The sequence below is a fragment of the Bullifex porci genome, from assembly GCF_009695635.1.
GTDB classification, from domain to species: Bacteria; Spirochaetota; Spirochaetia; order Sphaerochaetales; family Sphaerochaetaceae; genus Bullifex; species Bullifex porci.
On record NZ_VUNN01000004.1, the window covers coordinates 71,063 to 87,378 of the forward strand.

General features: G+C 34.9%; 13 protein-coding genes. 7 read left to right on the forward strand and 6 right to left on the reverse strand.

What is annotated here, in order from left to right:
• Positions 1–110 precede the first annotated feature (110 nt).
• The 3 genes from FYJ80_RS03495 to FYJ80_RS03505 all read left to right on the forward strand — a co-directional run bounded on the left by FYJ80_RS03495 (position 111) and on the right by FYJ80_RS03505 (position 3,242).
• On the forward strand, positions 111–1,322 hold the full coding sequence (locus FYJ80_RS03495) for an ADP-dependent glucokinase/phosphofructokinase (protein WP_154424743.1): 1,212 nt from the start codon (positions 111–113) through the stop codon (positions 1,320–1,322).
• Between the two features lie 325 nt (positions 1,323–1,647).
• Complete coding sequence (locus FYJ80_RS03500) at positions 1,648–2,811, forward strand: IS110 family RNA-guided transposase (protein WP_154424744.1); 1,164 nt, start codon at positions 1,648–1,650, stop codon at positions 2,809–2,811.
• Between the two features lie 218 nt (positions 2,812–3,029).
• A complete protein-coding gene (locus FYJ80_RS03505; RefSeq protein WP_154424745.1) occupies positions 3,030–3,242 on the forward strand; it encodes a hypothetical protein in 213 nt (70 codons plus the stop codon).
• Between the two features lie 132 nt (positions 3,243–3,374).
• Here FYJ80_RS03505 and ilvD read toward each other — a convergent pair whose 3' ends face one another.
• Together ilvD and FYJ80_RS03515 are read right to left on the reverse strand one after the other, a co-directional pair.
• The gene (ilvD, locus tag FYJ80_RS03510; RefSeq protein ID WP_154424746.1) at positions 3,375–5,120 is read right to left on the reverse strand and encodes a dihydroxy-acid dehydratase; all 1,746 of its coding nucleotides are present in this window, start codon (positions 5,118–5,120) and stop codon (positions 3,375–3,377) included.
• A 14-nt stretch (positions 5,121–5,134) separates the two neighbouring features.
• The gene (locus FYJ80_RS03515) at positions 5,135–6,184 is read right to left on the reverse strand and encodes a type I phosphomannose isomerase catalytic subunit (protein ID WP_154424747.1); all 1,050 of its coding nucleotides are present in this window, start codon (positions 6,182–6,184) and stop codon (positions 5,135–5,137) included.
• A gap of 150 nt (positions 6,185–6,334) precedes the next feature.
• Here FYJ80_RS03515 and FYJ80_RS03520 point away from each other — a divergent pair, with 150 nt between their 5' ends.
• Entirely contained in the window at positions 6,335–7,102 is a 768-nt protein-coding gene (locus tag FYJ80_RS03520) for a DeoR/GlpR family DNA-binding transcription regulator (protein WP_154424748.1), read from the forward strand.
• 4 nt (positions 7,103–7,106) lie between these two features.
• Positions 7,107–7,919, forward strand: coding sequence for a helix-turn-helix domain-containing protein (locus tag FYJ80_RS03525; RefSeq protein WP_154424749.1), 813 nt, complete (start codon positions 7,107–7,109; stop codon positions 7,917–7,919).
• Here the strand turns inward: FYJ80_RS03525 and FYJ80_RS03530 are convergent.
• The 3 genes from FYJ80_RS03530 to FYJ80_RS03540 all read right to left on the reverse strand — a co-directional run bounded on the left by FYJ80_RS03530 (position 7,916) and on the right by FYJ80_RS03540 (position 11,411).
• Positions 7,916–9,220 carry an FGGY family carbohydrate kinase gene (locus FYJ80_RS03530; protein ID WP_154424750.1) on the reverse strand — a complete coding sequence of 435 codons (1,305 nt, stop codon included), beginning with the start codon at positions 9,218–9,220 and terminating at the stop codon, positions 7,916–7,918. The genes FYJ80_RS03525 and FYJ80_RS03530 overlap by 4 nt on opposite strands.
• The gene (locus FYJ80_RS03535) at positions 9,220–10,083 is read right to left on the reverse strand and encodes a class II fructose-bisphosphate aldolase (RefSeq protein WP_154424751.1); all 864 of its coding nucleotides are present in this window, start codon (positions 10,081–10,083) and stop codon (positions 9,220–9,222) included. The genes FYJ80_RS03530 and FYJ80_RS03535 overlap by 1 nt, the downstream gene beginning before the upstream one ends.
• Before the next feature lie 71 nt (positions 10,084–10,154).
• Positions 10,155–11,411 (reverse strand): ABC transporter substrate-binding protein, encoded by a 1,257-nt coding sequence (locus FYJ80_RS03540; RefSeq protein ID WP_154424752.1) that lies wholly within the window; start codon positions 11,409–11,411, stop codon positions 10,155–10,157.
• 342 nt (positions 11,412–11,753) lie between these two features.
• Here FYJ80_RS03540 and FYJ80_RS03545 point away from each other — a divergent pair, with 342 nt between their 5' ends.
• The gene (locus FYJ80_RS03545; protein ID WP_154424753.1) at positions 11,754–12,839 is read left to right on the forward strand and encodes an alpha/beta hydrolase; all 1,086 of its coding nucleotides are present in this window, start codon (positions 11,754–11,756) and stop codon (positions 12,837–12,839) included.
• 85 nt (positions 12,840–12,924) lie between these two features.
• The gene (locus FYJ80_RS12145) at positions 12,925–14,340 is read left to right on the forward strand and encodes an ATP-binding protein (RefSeq protein ID WP_206360943.1); all 1,416 of its coding nucleotides are present in this window, start codon (positions 12,925–12,927) and stop codon (positions 14,338–14,340) included.
• A 402-nt stretch (positions 14,341–14,742) separates the two neighbouring features.
• On the opposite strand, the gene FYJ80_RS03555 is transcribed toward FYJ80_RS12145, so the two are convergent.
• Complete coding sequence (locus tag FYJ80_RS03555) at positions 14,743–16,245, reverse strand: beta-N-acetylhexosaminidase (RefSeq protein ID WP_154424754.1); 1,503 nt, start codon at positions 16,243–16,245, stop codon at positions 14,743–14,745.
• Positions 16,246–16,316 lie beyond the last annotated feature (71 nt).

Genomic DNA, 16,316 nt, shown 5'->3' on the forward strand with positions numbered 1-16,316 from the left:
ATTTGATAATAAGTTAACCATGATATTATCATTTTTCTTGAATATTACTCAAAAGTTATTTTATAATCTCCATATAAGTACTAAAACATGTTTAAAATTGGAGGTATAAAATGAGTAGTCCATCTATTGCATTAGGCATGAATAATGGTATTGATTTTGAAATTGAATGGGACGATAAAGGAGTAAGTACTTTAGTTCAAGAGGTAGGTTTAGCTTTTGAAGAAATAAAAAAAGTAACTGTAGTATCTTCATTGAGAGATTTACTAACCTCAATATGCTATCAGGTGATGAAGGGAGAAGGCACCTCAGTCCACGTTACAGACATTAAATACAACCTTGAGTTCTCATCTCACTTTAAATATAGAACTACAATTGGTGGAGCTGGTAGTAGAGCTGCAATAGTATTGTCTAAGCTAGATATACTCTCTTACCTTCATTTAGTAAGTATAAATAAGGAAACAAGGGAATTGCTTCCAAAAGGTGTTAAATATTATTGTGGCAACACACAAGATACATTCTACCCTCATTTAATAATCCAATTTCCTAAAAATGCTGTAATAACTGGGAATGATTGGCAGATAAAATCTCCTCGTGCAAATAGAGCAATGTACCTACATGATCCAGATTTACAAACAATGCCTCTCTCATATGATTTCTTTAAGGAGGGTGGCAAAAGTAAGGTTTTATTAATTGGCGGCTTTACTACAATTCCTGATATAGAAAAATCGTTAGTAAAAGCAGATGAAGTATTTACACTTATCGAAAAGTTCGTCGATAAGGATTGTGAAATCTACTATGAGGACTCATGTCCTCCTCATGGAATAAGACCTGAGCTAATAAAGGTTTGGACAAAAATAGCTGCAAAGGTAGATGTTTTTGGAATGAATGAGGATGAGCTTCAGGAGCATATTGGAAGGAAAATAAATCTTCTGGACCCTAACGAGGTATTATTGGCTATAAAGGAGCTTGCTGAGCTTATCCCAGCTAAACGCTATGTAATTCACTCAAGATATTGGGCTATTTGCTATGCAAAGGATGCTTCAAATTATCATGATGCTTTATTAGAGGCTACAAAGCTTGCAACTACCAGATTCCGCTTAGGAGATAATATTTCTCCATCTGATTTAGATGAAACTGCTAAGCTAAAGGATGATCCTGAGGGTGGTCCTTTTGCTTTAGAGTTTAATAAGCTATTTAGTAAAGACGTTGCAATTTGCGTACCTGCATATGAGGTTACTCAAGATAAGGTAACAACTATAGGACTTGGAGATACCTTTGTTGCAGGCTTCTTAAAGCAACGTGCAGATGATTTAAACAAGTAGTAAGAAAACAAGTTGATAAAACACTATACTAAAATATTCTCTATCCTTCTTGGGTTTTCCAGGAAGGATTTTTTGTACCTTCTAAAAATTAATAAAAAATTTTTAATTTGTTTATTTAAAAGAAATAACATATAAAAGCTTAAATTTCCATGATTTTACCTTATTTTTAAATTATATTAATAGTGAAGAGGCCTTTAAGAACCTTGATTATAAAACAGCAAAAACAATATGAAGTGACCTCGGATTTGTAGAATCGTGGATTTAGCATATCCAAGGTATATAATACAAAAGATATGCATTACCTCATACAAAGGAGATCACTTCAATGATTAACAACAATCAAATTATAAGAGCAATCGGAATCGACGTCCATAAGGATTCATACTCAATTTCTGCATTTGATCCGCAAACAACTAACTTTAGTGCAGAAACTACAGTTGCAGCAGACTCGAAGAGTGTCATTACCTATCTCAAGAGGTTAAAGAAAGAAATAGCAGTGCCTGTAACAATTGAAATAGGATATGAGGCTGGTCCAACAGGTTTTGGACTCAAGAGAGATCTTGAAAAAGCAGGATACACATGTCACGTAATGGCGCCAACAAGTATCTATCGCCCTGCTGCAGGTGTAAAGGTAAAGACTGATGCAAAGGATGCAAGAACTCTTGCGAAGGCTGTCTATTGGGGCTCTTACTCTGAAGTCGTTCCTCTATCTGAAGAAGATGAATCCTATAGGGATTACATCAGAATGCGTGATGACAGGAAGGAAGCACTTAAGAAAGCAAAGCAGAACCTTTTGTCATTTCTCTTGAGAAAAGGCAGAAAGTATAGTGGAAATCCTTGGACACAGAAGCATCTCTCTTGGCTCAAGAAGCAAGAATTTGAGAGTCCAATAGATAAGCTTACAATCCAGGAATACCTGAATGAGGTCACAAGGCTGAATGATGCCATTGTGCTACTTGATGCCAAGATAGAGGAATTTTCAAGAGAAGACAGATACAAAGATAAGGTTGATAAGCTTAGATGCTTTGCAGGAATAGATACGCACGTAGCCATGGTCATGATTACAGAGATTGGTGACTATAATAGGTTTACATCGGCAGAAGCTTTTTCTTCTTACCTAGGATTATGTCCAGGAGAACATTCAAGTGGTAAAAGCACTCAAAAAGGTGGAATAACAAAAGCAGGCAACAGTCACTGTAGAAAGCTACTATGTGAAAGTGCAAATTCAATTGCACGTACAAATCCATACAAAAAATCCAAGAGGCTACTTGAAAGGCAAAAAGGAATATCTCCAGATATCATTTCATATGCAGACAGGGGATCAACAAGGATCAAGAGTAAGTACTTCAACCTTGTAGAGTATGGCAAGAACGCCAATGTTGCAAAGGCAGCATGTGCTCGTGAGCTCGCTTGTTTCATCTGGGGAATGATGACTGAACATATGGAATCAAGGGGTGAGATAAGGGAAACTGTACAACAGGTTATTTAATAATGGTATTTAGCTGAGTCCTTCTTGGTGGGTTAACGACAGTCAAGATCTTGCCATCCTCGAAATAATTATAAGACATGCCACAGACATGACTCTTGGGCAAAAACAGAGCGGGCAGTAAGCGGACCATTGGCCTACGGTAACCAATCCATGAATATGAAAGTGGTCAAAAGCTGAAAAACTGGATAGCCTAACAAGATGGACTTAGCTTCTTAGATATGTGTATTAATACAAGGGAATATATAAGAGATGAAAATAATTTAAATTACCACTTGATTACGGTCACATCATATGAATTATTAGAAACAATAATGAAGGTAGATATTCCAAATGATGGAGGTTATAACATGTGTAAGGCAATTGAAGATATAAAAATGATGGAAAGCTTGAGGGGATCCTTGAGGGCGAAGTTAAAATACTATATGAGTTAACTCGTGATGGAATAATTACAAAAGAAACTGCTGCTAATAAGCTTAATATTACTGTTAAAAAGTTTGAAAAAGATATGGAAGCTTATTTTACTAAATAATAGTTTATAAGGGGCATTTCTGCCCCTTATTATCTTATAAATCTATATATGCACCCTTCATTGGGCTGGCTGCGAATCGAGAGAAAATACCAAGAGCACCTTTATCATATCTAGGCTTTTTAGGAATATACTTTGCCTTTCTTTCTGCAAGAATTTTATCAATTTCCTCAAGAGATTTTCTTTCGCCCTTAATGCCTACAATATTTAGCTTTCTTTCATCAACATCAATTTCGATTAAGTCTCCCTCTTCTACTAGAGCTATAGGACCGCCGTCGATAGCTTCAGGACTACAGTGCCCAATTACAGGACCTGTAGATGCACCAGAAAAGCGACCATCTGTAATAAGAGCAATGCTTCTTCCTAGCTCCTTATCACTACTAATAGCCTCACTAGTATAGAACATCTCAGGCATTCCACTTCCCTTAGGACCCTCATACCTAATAAATACAGCATCACCCTTTTCTACTCTATGCTCTAATACAGCAGCTAAGCACTCCTCCTCACTATCAAATGGGCGAGCTCTAAGTACTGCTTTAAACATCTCCTTTGGACATGCAGTATGCTTAATTACAGCACCCTCAGGTGCAAGATTACCTCTTAATATAGCAATACTACCACCTGTTCCAATTGGCTTATCATATGGTCTAATAATATCCTCTCTCTTAATATTCACACCATATCTTTGATTAAAAGCATGTAGATGTTCCTCACATTCTTCAAAATAATGTGACTTCTCAAGCTCCTCTAGATTTTCACCAAGAGTCTTTCCAGTTACAGTAAGTACATCAAGATTCAGATGACTCTTTATTTCCTCCATGATTCTTGGAACACCACCCGCATAGTAGAAGGTTTCTGCAGGCCATCTTCCCGCTGGTCTAATATCTAATAGATAGCGCGCATTACGATGAAGGCGATCGAAATCATCACCAGTTATTGTTATTCCTAGCTCATGAGCTATTGCAGGGATATGAAGTAAACAGTTTGTACTACCAGATATAGCAGCATGAACTAAAATTGCATTTTCAAAGCTCTTTGCAGTTACTATATCAGAAGGTCTTAAGCCACCCTTTAATGTATTCCTTACAACCTGTCTACCAGCATTGTAAGCAACCTTCTCAAGGCTACTTGAGATTGATGGCATTAAAGCTGAGCCAGGTAGAGCTAAGCCTAAGGACTCTGCCATTATTTGCATTGTTGATGCTGTACCAATAAAGGAACAAGCACCACACGATGGACAAGCATTGTGCTTTGCCCAATCGAGCTTAGAGGAGTCAATTTCACCTCTTGAATACATTGCACTATACATACCTAATTGCTCAAGGGTGAGCATATCAGGACCAGCATTCATTGTTCCACCTGGAACTACTATTGAAGGAATATTAACCCTAGCTAATCCCATCAAATTACCAGGAAGCCCCTTATCACATGATGAGATAAAAACACCGCCATCAAATGGAGTTGCTTGAGCTTGAATTTCTATCATATTTGCGATCATCTCTCGGGAAGAGAGTGAATAATTTATTCCATCTGTACCTTGGCTCTCTCCATCGCACATATCTGTACAAAAGTATCTAGCACCAAAGCCACCCTCATCCATTATTCCCTTCCTTACCTGCTCAACTAATCTATTTAAATGAGCACTACCAGGATGGCTATCACCATAGGTACTCTCTATGAATATCTGTGGTTTACTTAAGTCCTCTTTTTTCCACCCAGAGCCAATCCTCAAAGGATCAAGCTCAGGAGAAAGCTTTCTCATTTTCTGACTAATTAATTCCATATGTTTCTCCTTTTTCATACCTTAGGTCCGTGAAATATATAAATTAAACTATCTTCCTTAGCACTTATTAGAGCTTCATCATTTGAAGCAGAAATAAATAGTTGCTCTCCACCCTTATAGGACTCATCATCAATAAATCCCTTTCCATTCATTATATATAATCCTATAAAGGATTTAGCTGAAGAAAGCTTATATTGATAACCCTTCTTTAGCTTTAAAGATTCCATTGAAAAGCAATCGGTCATATCATAAGAGATAAGAGATGATAGCTCATATCCAATATTGCTAGATATAATATTTTTCACACAAAGAGCTGTTTTAAATAGCTCCTCCTCCGATGTACCATTGTAATCAAAGCAATCAAACATCTTATAAAAGCCAAGTCCCTGATGGCAGAGAATATCATCAATTACAAGACCACTAGGAGTTGTTCTCTCAACTCTTATTGTGTAATCAGTTGGCTCCTGGATTTCCATTAGGAAGGTATCCTTACCAATAGCATGAGGAACACCTCCTCTTATTAAAAATGTATCTCCTATCTTTGCCTTTACATGGTGTAAGCAGGAAAGCATTCCTGAAATATCTTGAACATCAAAGTAGTTTTTCCACTCATCTCTAGTTACCCCTTCCTTAAAACCAATGTAGATATTTGGATCATCTCCACCAAGGATATGCCAGCACTCTGTTTTACCAAATTGTGAATTAAATAGGCTTCTAGCCTTCTCCTTATTTGGATGAACCTGAACAGATAGTCGCTCAGCTGAATCAATAAGCTTTATTAAAACTCCAGGAGTACTACCATATTTCTTATAATGTGTACTTCCTAGCATTCTTCTTGGATCTTCTTCAATAATTGATTTTAAAGTAATACCACTTTCTAAAGCATGAGAAAGACCCTCCTCAGGTCCTAATGAATGAGAGCCATTATTAGCAGTTACACAAGATATTATCCATTCCTCTGGGAAATGTGATATCTTAGGATTTTCTTTGCCCTCTAGTTCATCAAGTTTCTTTCCACCACAATAAGTTCTCCACGCTCTAGGGTTATCTAGCTTAATTATCATTTTACGCTCCGTATATTTGGTAACTTTTTGTTATATTATGAGTATATTATAGTATATTTAAAAAAAATTGTGTTTTTTAATATCAATAAAATAAAAAAATGTATTATCATATTAGTAACTTTGAATTCAGGTTTTAAGGAGTGTTGAATAATGATTAGAAGTGAACGAATTGATAAGATGGAGGAATATATAGTCAAGAATGGATTTGTTTCACTAGATAATCTTTCAAAGGAGTTTGGTATCTCACTAAACACTATTAGGAGAGATGTTTCAGAGCTTCTATCAAATGGTAAATTAAAGAAAGTATATGGGGGTGTATCAGCTATTAAGGAGCAATCACCACAAAGCACATTAACAACGGTTTCAGAAAGAAGGATGAGAAATTTAGAACAAAAGGAGCGTATTGCTAAATATGCTTCTACCTTTGTAGAGGATAACTCAACTATCTTTGTCGACTCTGGTTCTACTACAGCTTTGATGATTCCTTATTTAGCTTTAAAGAAGAATATTACAATAATTACCCATAGCCTCACTATTATGGCAGAAGCAGCGAAATATGATAGCTTAAATTTAATTGGAATAGGAGGAATATACCAACAATCTAGTACATCCTTCATCGGAAATACAGTAATAGATGCTATGCAGGATATGTCCTTTGATATAGTATTTATGGGAACTACTAGTATTATGGAGGAAGGTCTTGCAACTAATATTTATTTAGAGGCAGAGATAAAGAAAAATATTGCTGTACATGCAAAAAAGGTTTTCCTATTAGCTGACCATAGTAAATGGGAAAAGAGAGCCGCCTTCAGCTTTTGTAGCTATGATTCTATAGACTATCTTATTACAGATGAAAATTTACCAGAGAATATTAGTAACAAAATGAAGGATAAGAATGTATCGATAATTGTGGTATAGTGCTATGTTTTCAATTGCTCATCTAACCACATCGGAGCTGATGCCACTACACCTAAAGGGTAAAAGATTTCGTATCCTATTTAATATAGGAGGTGAAGTTAGTGTTATTTTTAATCATAAGGTGGTTCAATTTCCAAAGTATGCAATACTTTTAATGGATCAAAATGATTCATTACAAATGAAATTTAGTGAAAAATTAGATCGCTTTGAGCTTTCATGTAGTGTAGATAGCATTATGATAGCATCGGACGATAACACTAATTTAATGAAGTGCTTCTTAGAGAAGAAATACGCAAATGAAATATTTATTTGTCCAAGTGAGGAGGAGTCATTGCTCCTTCTCTCCTTGTTTTCAAAGCTAGAAAGCTTAACAGATAGTGATGAATATGGCTCCTCTCTTTATAAAAAGCTTCTATTTACAGAATGCTTACTTCGAATAAATATAATATTTAATAAATCCTCTACTATATTATCTAAATCAAATCTAACACTTTCAGAAACTCTTCAAAAAATAATTGATTACATCAGAAGTGACTACTGGGATGAAATCACTCTAGATAGTCTTTCAATAAAGTTTAGAATTAGTAAAAATAATTTGTGTAGTCTCTTTGCCGAGAATCTAGGCTGCTCTCCAATTCAATTTTTAATTAATTACAGGCTAACTATCGCTCAAGATTTATTAAAAACAAAGATTACTACAGAAGAGGTTTGTGGAGAGGTTGGCTTTAATAACTACTCACACTTTTCAAGGACCTTTAAAAAGCACGTTGGCTTAAGCCCAAAACAATATCAAAAGAAATACAATTTAAACAATTAGTTGGCTAATAGCTTAGCTAAGTCATTAAATACACTCTCATTTCCACTTCCATTAATAGCTGCACATAGTGCTCCAAAGGCACTCACCTCTGTAATTTTAAATGGAACTATTTCATGTTTAAGGTAGTTTGCCTTAAGATTCATCAATATATCATTTTTTATAGCTAGTCCCCCAGCAACATACAAAGGCTTAGCTTGAGCAAAGCCAAGTAGGTTTTTATAAACTAGCATACTTTGCTTAGCTAGGTAGTGATAAATACTCATTATTAAATCACATTCGTTAGCCATAATATTTAGGTTTGTTATATTACATAGGCCAAAGGGAATATTTGCTGATGTGAAATTTCCTCCAACCTCCAAGTCAAATGCAAGATTAAATTCCTTTTTGCTCTTTATTTTACTATTAATTTGGTAGATATCATCACAACCAATAGTTTTCATAAAGTAGGTTAATAGTGAGCCATATCTATTTAAACCTCTAAATACAATAAACTCTTCATTTTCAAAGCCATTAACAATACCACCCCCTCTGCTATCATATGTGTTGTTCCCCTCTAAAGAGGAATTAAATTTAGTTAAGAGAGATATTGTACTGCTAGTACCCATAGAGTCATATATTATTTCGTCATTATTAAATATCTTAGAAACACCATATAGGCCTAAAATATGGTCATGACCACCGACTGCATAGGTTACTTTATTATTATATGAAGAATAGGAGCCTATAGGCTTTATAGGAGCAAAGGGTTGTATTGATAATTTATCGTATAATTTATCAATCCAGGATTTAGAAAAGACATTATAGGCTCCACTTCTACTTGCCTGAGAAGGGTCATAAAAGGCAGCTCCTGTCTTTCTAAATACTTGATAGTGACAAATGGGAAGATAGAAGTCTGGCCTCTCTGGTAATTGCCTGTTGTACCAGAGAATTTTTTCAATAGCTAGAAGCCCATTAGGGATAATTCCTAAGGAAGAATATGAGGTATTTTCATTAAGTATTGCTCTCTCCTTTAATGTTGCAGAGGCACCCCTTTGGTCCCAAAATATAGGATTTAAAATAGCTTTCCCATTTTTTATTGGAACTACGCTCTCTCCGACAGAAGAAAATGCAACTGCATTTGCTTTTGACGAAGTAAGCATCTCATCTATTAAATTATTTAATTTTTCAAGGTCAAAATATAAAAGCCCATCTATTGTGAGCTTTGGAGTTGGACATGATGACATCATTACGATGTCACCATGTTCGTTCATTGCTAATATCTTTGTATTTGTTGAACCAATATCAATTCCAGCAAAAGTCATCACTGAGCCATTTTTCCAGCAGAACCAAATACATCAATCTTGTGCTCAACAATTTCTTGTGTCTTGATTCTTACTTGGTGCTGAATCTTTCTTACATCACCATGTGTTGCTTCTGCAAAGAGTGCCTTCTGAACATCAAAGTTACCTGTGATCTTAAGCTCTGTACCAACATTAATCTTTGTGATACCAAGAGAAATAGCCTTCTTGAAATCCTCATCAGGTACACCAGAGCCACCATGTAATACTAAGCAGCAATCTGTAATAGCTCTAATTTCAGCAATTCTCTCAAAATCCAATTTAGGCTTTTGCTTATAGAATCCATGTGCAGTACCTACTGCAATTGCTAAAGCGTCAATACCTGTTGCTTTAACGAATTCGAGAGCCTGCTTTGGCTGAGTAAATAGAGCCTTTCTCTCATCAACAACAATATCCTCTTCAACGCCTCCGATATGACCAAGCTCTGCTTCAACAGATACGCCAAATCTCGATGCATAATCTACAACCTTACATGTTAATTCAACATTTTGGTCATAAGGTAATGCAGAGCCATCAACCATTACTGAGGTAAAGCCATAATCGATACAACGCTTAATTCTTTCAAAATCACTGCAGTGATCAAGATGGCAAACAACATCAATCTCAGGATATTCATGAGTTAAGGTTTCGATACATCTAATACACATCTCCTCACCCATTTCATCCATTGTAAATACAGGAGGGCTAATAATTACAGGACTGTTTTTAGCCGCAGCTCCTTGCATAATACCCTGGATACTTGATAAATCCGGAAAGTTAAAAGCTCCAACAGCATAACCGCCCTTTTGAGCCTTTTTTAGAACATAATCCATTCTTACTAAAGACATAATTCCTCCAAATATCTTTTATTAAAGCTAGGAAGGGGAAAATCCCCTCCCTGATTTGTGATTTTTACTAATTACTGCCAAACTTCCATTACGGACTTTTGAGCCTCGGCTGCAGCCTGCTGAGGAGTTAATTCACCTGTGAAAATCTTCTGAACCTGAGTAGCAATTCTTTCACCAATGTTATCTGAGTTAGGGATAGCATTAAATTCATTTGTTAAAGCACTTCTCTGGAAGATTTCGAATGCTTCAGCATATCTTGGGTTAGAGTTATTTACCCAGTCAGGAGTTGCATTCTTATTACCAGGGAAGCCATTAGCTGTGCTAGAAAGCTTCTGGTTATTTGCCTTTGTTACTAAGAACTCGATGAGCTTGAATGCTTCTTCAGGGTGCTTTGTATTTGCGCTAATACCGATAGCCCAGTCAGCATTTCTGATACCTCTAGTTCCTTCATACCCATCCTCGGCAGGAACATCTGTGATTACATAGTTTAGGTTTGGTGCTCTATTTGTAAGAGTATTGATACATGCTAGAGAGTTGAACATAAATGCTGCTCTATTGTTTGCAAATTCTTCAACTTTATCCTGTTCTTTCTTGGATAATGCTCCAGGAGAAATAGCACCTGCATCAAGTAAGTCTTTTTCGAATTCTAGAGTCTTAATAAAATTAGGATTTGTGAGATTAGGCTGACCATTCTCAATCATCTTGTATCCACTTCCCCAATAAAGTGTCATAGTCTCAATTCTTACACCAGTTGAACTCTGAATAGGCATTGGAAGAACCCATCCATACTGGCTCTTTGAAGCATCTGTACAAGCTTTTGCCATTTCTGCAAATTCTGATCTTGTCTTAGGTGGTTCTGTGTAACCAGCTGCATTTAAGAGATCCATGTTTACAAATAATGGGTAAACAAATGATACTACTGGTACTGATTTAGCATCATTATCTACAGAATAAATATTTGTAAGCTCTGATTTTACTGAAGAAGCATCTAGATATTTCTGAATGCTACCAAGAGCGCCCATCTTACTTACATCATAAATCCACTTACCATCAACACCAACAACATCGCTTAATGTACCTGTTGCAGCACCTGATACAATCTGCTCATAATAGCTTGCGCTTGGAACAGAAACGAGCTTAACTTTAATTCCAGGATTCTGAGCTTCGAACTCATCAAGTAATGATCTAAGGAAACCTTCTGGAAGTTCAGGATCCCACCACTGAAGGAATTCAATCTCAACATTACCCTTTGTTTCACTAGCACCTTGTGCAAATACTGAGCCAAGAGCTGTGATAACGATTAATACAGCTACTAAAAATTTCTTCATATAATCTGCCTCCAAATTTTTGTTTAATCATAGCTTATACATACTTCATCCATAAATTTGACTTATTATAACTTTTTTCATGTGATATTATATAAATATAACCATAAGTTACCAATTAATTATTATTTATTACCCATTATACCCATAATTACACCAATATATAATGCATAATAATTCAAACTTATTACAAATACATGATAAATAAATAGCCAGTTTTCCTCATTTCTATTATAACAATCTTGAAAATCATCAAATTTCAACTTCTATTTTAGAGCTCTAATTTTTCATAATTACCTTTCTTTGAACTTGCATTAATTAAATAAGTAAACGTAAAATGACTCTATGGACGAGAAATATCCTCTATCGAAGAAGATGAAGAAGCTCATCGCACTCTCTAATATGTTTACAGAGAGAGATGTAGATAAACTCACTCCTGAGGTAATAGAAAACCTAAATAAAAAAACAATTCCAAGCTCTAGGTTTGTTAGAAAGCTATTTAACAAGCCTGCTCCACATATATCTCAAACTACATATGTAATACCTGTTACAGAAGGGGCTATTACAGGCCACTTCTTCTCAAGCTCAGATGACTTAGCTCGAACAAGCCTTAAGCCTTTAATAATATATATACATGGAGGTGGCTGGGTCCTTGGTAACATGGATTTATATGGCCTTTACTGTGCTCATATTGCAGCTGTAACTAACTCTAGTGTTCTACTATTAGATTATCGTTTAGCACCACAATATAAGTTTCCAACTGCTATTGAAGATTGCTACGATGCATATCTATGGGCTTTACAGGGTATTAAATATTGGAAGGTTGATCCTGATAGCATCTATTTTATGGGTGATAGCGCAGGTGGTGCTATCGCAGCGGGTCTATCCTTACTTGCAAGAGATAGAAAGATTCAGCTACCAATAGGACAGATTTTAATATATCCAGTTACAGATGGAAGATTACGCACAGAGAGCTTTCAAAAATATGGTGATAGCCCTACCTTAACAGATAAAATGATGAAGTTTTATATTAGCTGCTACCAAAGAGAGCCAAAGGATATTTTATCACCACTATTTTCACCTCTTTTAGCTCAAGATCTTTCTAGACTTCCAGATACTTTAATAATTGGTGCCGAATTTGATCCTCTTAAAGATGATGGAAGACTTTTTGCTAATGCATTAAATGTATCGGGCTCAAATGCTAACTACATTGAAATAAAAGGTACAGTACATGGCTTTATAAATTATCCAAAGGCAGTAGGCGCAGAGGAAACAGATTGCATGATAAGACAATTTACCTCAGGTCGTCCTATAGACAAGATTCAACCGATAACAGAAGCAGAACTGAAACGACAAGGTAGGTTGAAAATGCAGGAAGCCTCACAAAAGTTTAAAGCAAAAGCAAATAAACAAGAAGAGAAGGATGAATAGTATATCTTTTGTTGACTAACAAGATAATTTTACATTATTAACTCCAAAGTTAGTTATTCGAAAGTTACTTACCAAGGAGTTAATAGTGCAGAATAATATCTTCATAGGTAGAAAAAAAGAGCTCAAGCTACTAGAGGAATTATACAATTCTCAGAAATTTGAAATGCTCATTCTTCGTGGAAGAATAAAAGTAGGTAAATCATACCTTCTCAATCATTTTTCAAAAAAGTATCAAAATAATACAGTATTCTTTACTGCTGATAAATCAGCTGAAAAATCAAATGTAAAAAGCTTTTGTGAAGAACTTAATAATGTATTAAAGTTTGGTACTTTTCTTAATTCATTCGAAACCTGGAAGGATGTTTTTTCCTTTTTTAAGGATATAGAGTTAAAACAAAGGTTAGTTATAATAATTGATGAATTTACTTATCTTCATAGCTCAAATCCTGCTTTCGATTCCATACTCCAAAATGCAATTGACAGAGTATTGAAGCAAAAAAATATATTTCTAATACTTTGCGGTTCAGAGGTTTCAACTATTGAAGATATTATTGATGATTCTACAAAACCCTTATATGGTAGAAAAACAGCAGAACTTAAATTAGAACCTTTTTCATACTTGGAAGCAAAAGAGTTTTTCCCTAAATACTCAAATGAGGAGGCTTTAACAGTATATTCAATTCTCGGAGGAACTCCTTTATATCTTTCTCTATTTGATGATGGCTTATCAATAAGAGAAAATATAATTAAGAATTGTCTATCTACCACAGGTTATCTTTTTAACGAAGTAGAAAATTTATTACGCATGGAACTAAAAGAGACTTCGTTTTATAAAAATATAATGTTAGCAATTAATTCAGGAGCTTCGAATCTAAATACTATTAGAGATAAAGTTGGAGAAGATTCTGCTAAAATATCAAAATATATTTCTGTATTAATTAATTTGGGCTATATAAAAAAAGAAATTCCATGTGGAGAAAAAGATAGAATTAGAAATACATTGTATTCAATATCGGATAATTATTTTGCTTTCTATTTTGCATTCATATTTAAGCACCGCAATATTCTAAATGGTTTTATTTCTCCAGAGATATTTTATGAAAAAGAAATAACAAATGAGAAATTAAATGCATTCATAGGAAAGCGCTTTGAGGACATTTGTAAAGCGTATCTAAAACAACAATTTTATCTTGGGAAAATGCCATTTTATCCACAAGAAATTGGCCGTTGGTGGGGTAACAACCCGATATTAAAGAAACAGGAAGAAATCGATATTCTTGCATTAGACGATGAGAATGCAATAATTTGTGAATGTAAATACACTAATGAAAAGTTTGATCTTAAGCAGCTTAAAGATTTAGAGCAGTCAGCACTTTGTATAAATAAAGAAAATAAAAGCTTTATTATTTTTTCTAAGAGTGGTGTCACCACAAAGGTGGAAGAATTAATCATTGATGATTCTAATTATAAAGTGCTTACAATTGAAGATCTTTATCGGTAGGTAATAAAAAACCCCTCTGCGGAGAAAAGGAGGTAAACCGCTCTGAGGGGAACAAAAGGAGGTAAATTTTTTATAAGGGATTTTGTTTTTCCCTTATTGATGGCTTAAAGATATTCCTTTATCTAAAAACAGTCAATATACTTTTTAAAAAAATGTATACAAATTTTTAAAAAAATTTTTAATTTAATTTTTTATTTTTATAATTTCTTATATTTAAAGCAATTATTATGACAATAAAATTTGTATACAAATTTAAATTTTACATAAATTTCATATTAATCCAAATTTTGTTTACAAAACAAGAAAAATTTATAACAATCGTTTAACATATTTAGTAAAATTTGGTTAAAAATCTCGACTAAAAAAGGTACCAAAGTTTTGCTTTAGTACCTTTAAAAATTATTAACTCCAGTTTCCACTCCAGAACATAATATCCTGAGAAGCTAACCTCTTTTCTATCGCACCACGTTTAGCCTTAAAGGCCTCCCAATTCTTTTTTTCTGTCCATAGGCTTTCTGCTAAGGCAACAAGACGAGGAAAGTAAAGAGCTTCTGTATCACGACCAAAATCAACCCGTTCTGTCCAGAGATTACCCTGACCACCTAAAACAAGGTGAGCATCATCTCCCATCTCTTTCTTTATTGGTTCAAAATCATAGCTCATCTTTATCGTTGATTCTCCCCAATATTGGCCATGCTCATCATCATTACTCTTATCATAACGATAGTCATAGTAAACACCCTCAATAGATGGAGACATTATTACCTTGTGGCCTCTTTTTGCAGCCTCAATTCCTCCCTGGCTTCCTCTCCAGCTCATTACTATAACCTCCTTAGGAAGACCAAGAGTTTGTGTGTTATCTAATACCTCATCCCAACCGACAGGGATCTTACCAAGAGAGGTTACTATCTTAGCTATTTGAACAGTCATCCAGCTTTGAAGCTCTGCTGCACTTTTAAGATTATTTTCCTCCATTCTCTTTTGGCACTTTGGACATGTCTCATACCTTTCATGAGGGCACTCATCTCCACCAATATGTATATATTTTCCAGGGAAAATACGAGCAACATCAGCAAAGACCTTTTTAAAGTATTCTATTACTTCATCATTTCCAACACAAAGTACATCCTTAAAAATACCTCCTGTGGTTGGAATTTCATATTCTCCTCCAACACATCCAAATTCTGGGTGAGCATGAAGCAGTGCCATAGCATGTCCCGGAGTTTCTATCTCAGGAATTATCGTAATGTGTAGCTTTGTAGCGTAATTTATAACATCCTTTATTTCTTCTTCTGTATATAGCCCGCCCTCAAAGCGCTCTTCCTGGTAATCAATTGCTTTACGAATTGAAGACTCCTTATTTACCTTTTCATCAAAGGAAAGTGGGAAACGCCAGCCCTGATCATCTGTTAAATGCCAATGAAAATAATTCAAATGTATTGAGGAAGCAGCCTTAAGTAATCTTTTGATCTCATTTGCTGTTACAAAGTGTCTTGCTGTATCAAGCATAAAGCCTCTATATTCACACTTAGGCCAATCGGTAATATTACAGCAAGGAATTGTATGACCATAGGTTAATAATAGAGAACGTAGAGTCTCTAGCGCCATAAATACTAACTCATTATTCTCTGCAGAAATAGTAATTTTATCCTCTAATATTTCTAGATGATACTTTCCCTTAACCTTAGATTTTTTAATATAAAGCTCATTTTCTCCACTTCCCTTTTCTTTATAAGGAAGATCCTCTAAAAGTAAATCTATAAAGGTTTCAGCTTCCTGAGAAAATTGAGGCTCAACATATATCATTGTATCTTGTGAAAAGGTAAACTCACCTTTCTTATCTACTATTTTATTAGGCATTGGTGAAAGAACTTTAGATGGTTTATTAGAAATCGTAGTAAACATAACATCTCCTCTAAATACTAATTCTAACACAGCAAAATGCTATTTCAAGGGCCCTTTATATCTACCTTTTG

Excerpts from the sequence above, each read along its gene's own strand:
- FYJ80_RS03495 (WP_154424743.1), top strand. The coding sequence starts at position 111 with ATGAGTAGTCCATCTATTGCATTAGGCATGAATAATGGTATTGATTTT.
- FYJ80_RS03500 (WP_154424744.1), top strand. The coding sequence starts at position 1,648 with ATGATTAACAACAATCAAATTATAAGAGCAATCGGAATCGACGTCCAT.
- FYJ80_RS03505 (WP_154424745.1), top strand. The coding sequence starts at position 3,030 with ATGTGTATTAATACAAGGGAATATATAAGAGATGAAAATAATTTAAAT.
- ilvD (WP_154424746.1), bottom strand. The coding sequence starts at position 5,120 with ATGGAATTAATTAGTCAGAAAATGAGAAAGCTTTCTCCTGAGCTTGAT.
- FYJ80_RS03515 (WP_154424747.1), bottom strand. The coding sequence starts at position 6,184 with ATGATAATTAAGCTAGATAACCCTAGAGCGTGGAGAACTTATTGTGGT.
- FYJ80_RS03520 (WP_154424748.1), top strand. The coding sequence starts at position 6,335 with ATGATTAGAAGTGAACGAATTGATAAGATGGAGGAATATATAGTCAAG.
- FYJ80_RS03525 (WP_154424749.1), top strand. The coding sequence starts at position 7,107 with ATGTTTTCAATTGCTCATCTAACCACATCGGAGCTGATGCCACTACAC.
- FYJ80_RS03530 (WP_154424750.1), bottom strand. The coding sequence starts at position 9,220 with ATGACTTTTGCTGGAATTGATATTGGTTCAACAAATACAAAGATATTA.
- FYJ80_RS03535 (WP_154424751.1), bottom strand. The coding sequence starts at position 10,083 with ATGTCTTTAGTAAGAATGGATTATGTTCTAAAAAAGGCTCAAAAGGGC.
- FYJ80_RS03540 (WP_154424752.1), bottom strand. The coding sequence starts at position 11,411 with ATGAAGAAATTTTTAGTAGCTGTATTAATCGTTATCACAGCTCTTGGC.
- FYJ80_RS03545 (WP_154424753.1), top strand. The coding sequence starts at position 11,754 with ATGGACGAGAAATATCCTCTATCGAAGAAGATGAAGAAGCTCATCGCA.
- FYJ80_RS03555 (WP_154424754.1), bottom strand. The coding sequence starts at position 16,245 with ATGTTTACTACGATTTCTAATAAACCATCTAAAGTTCTTTCACCAATG.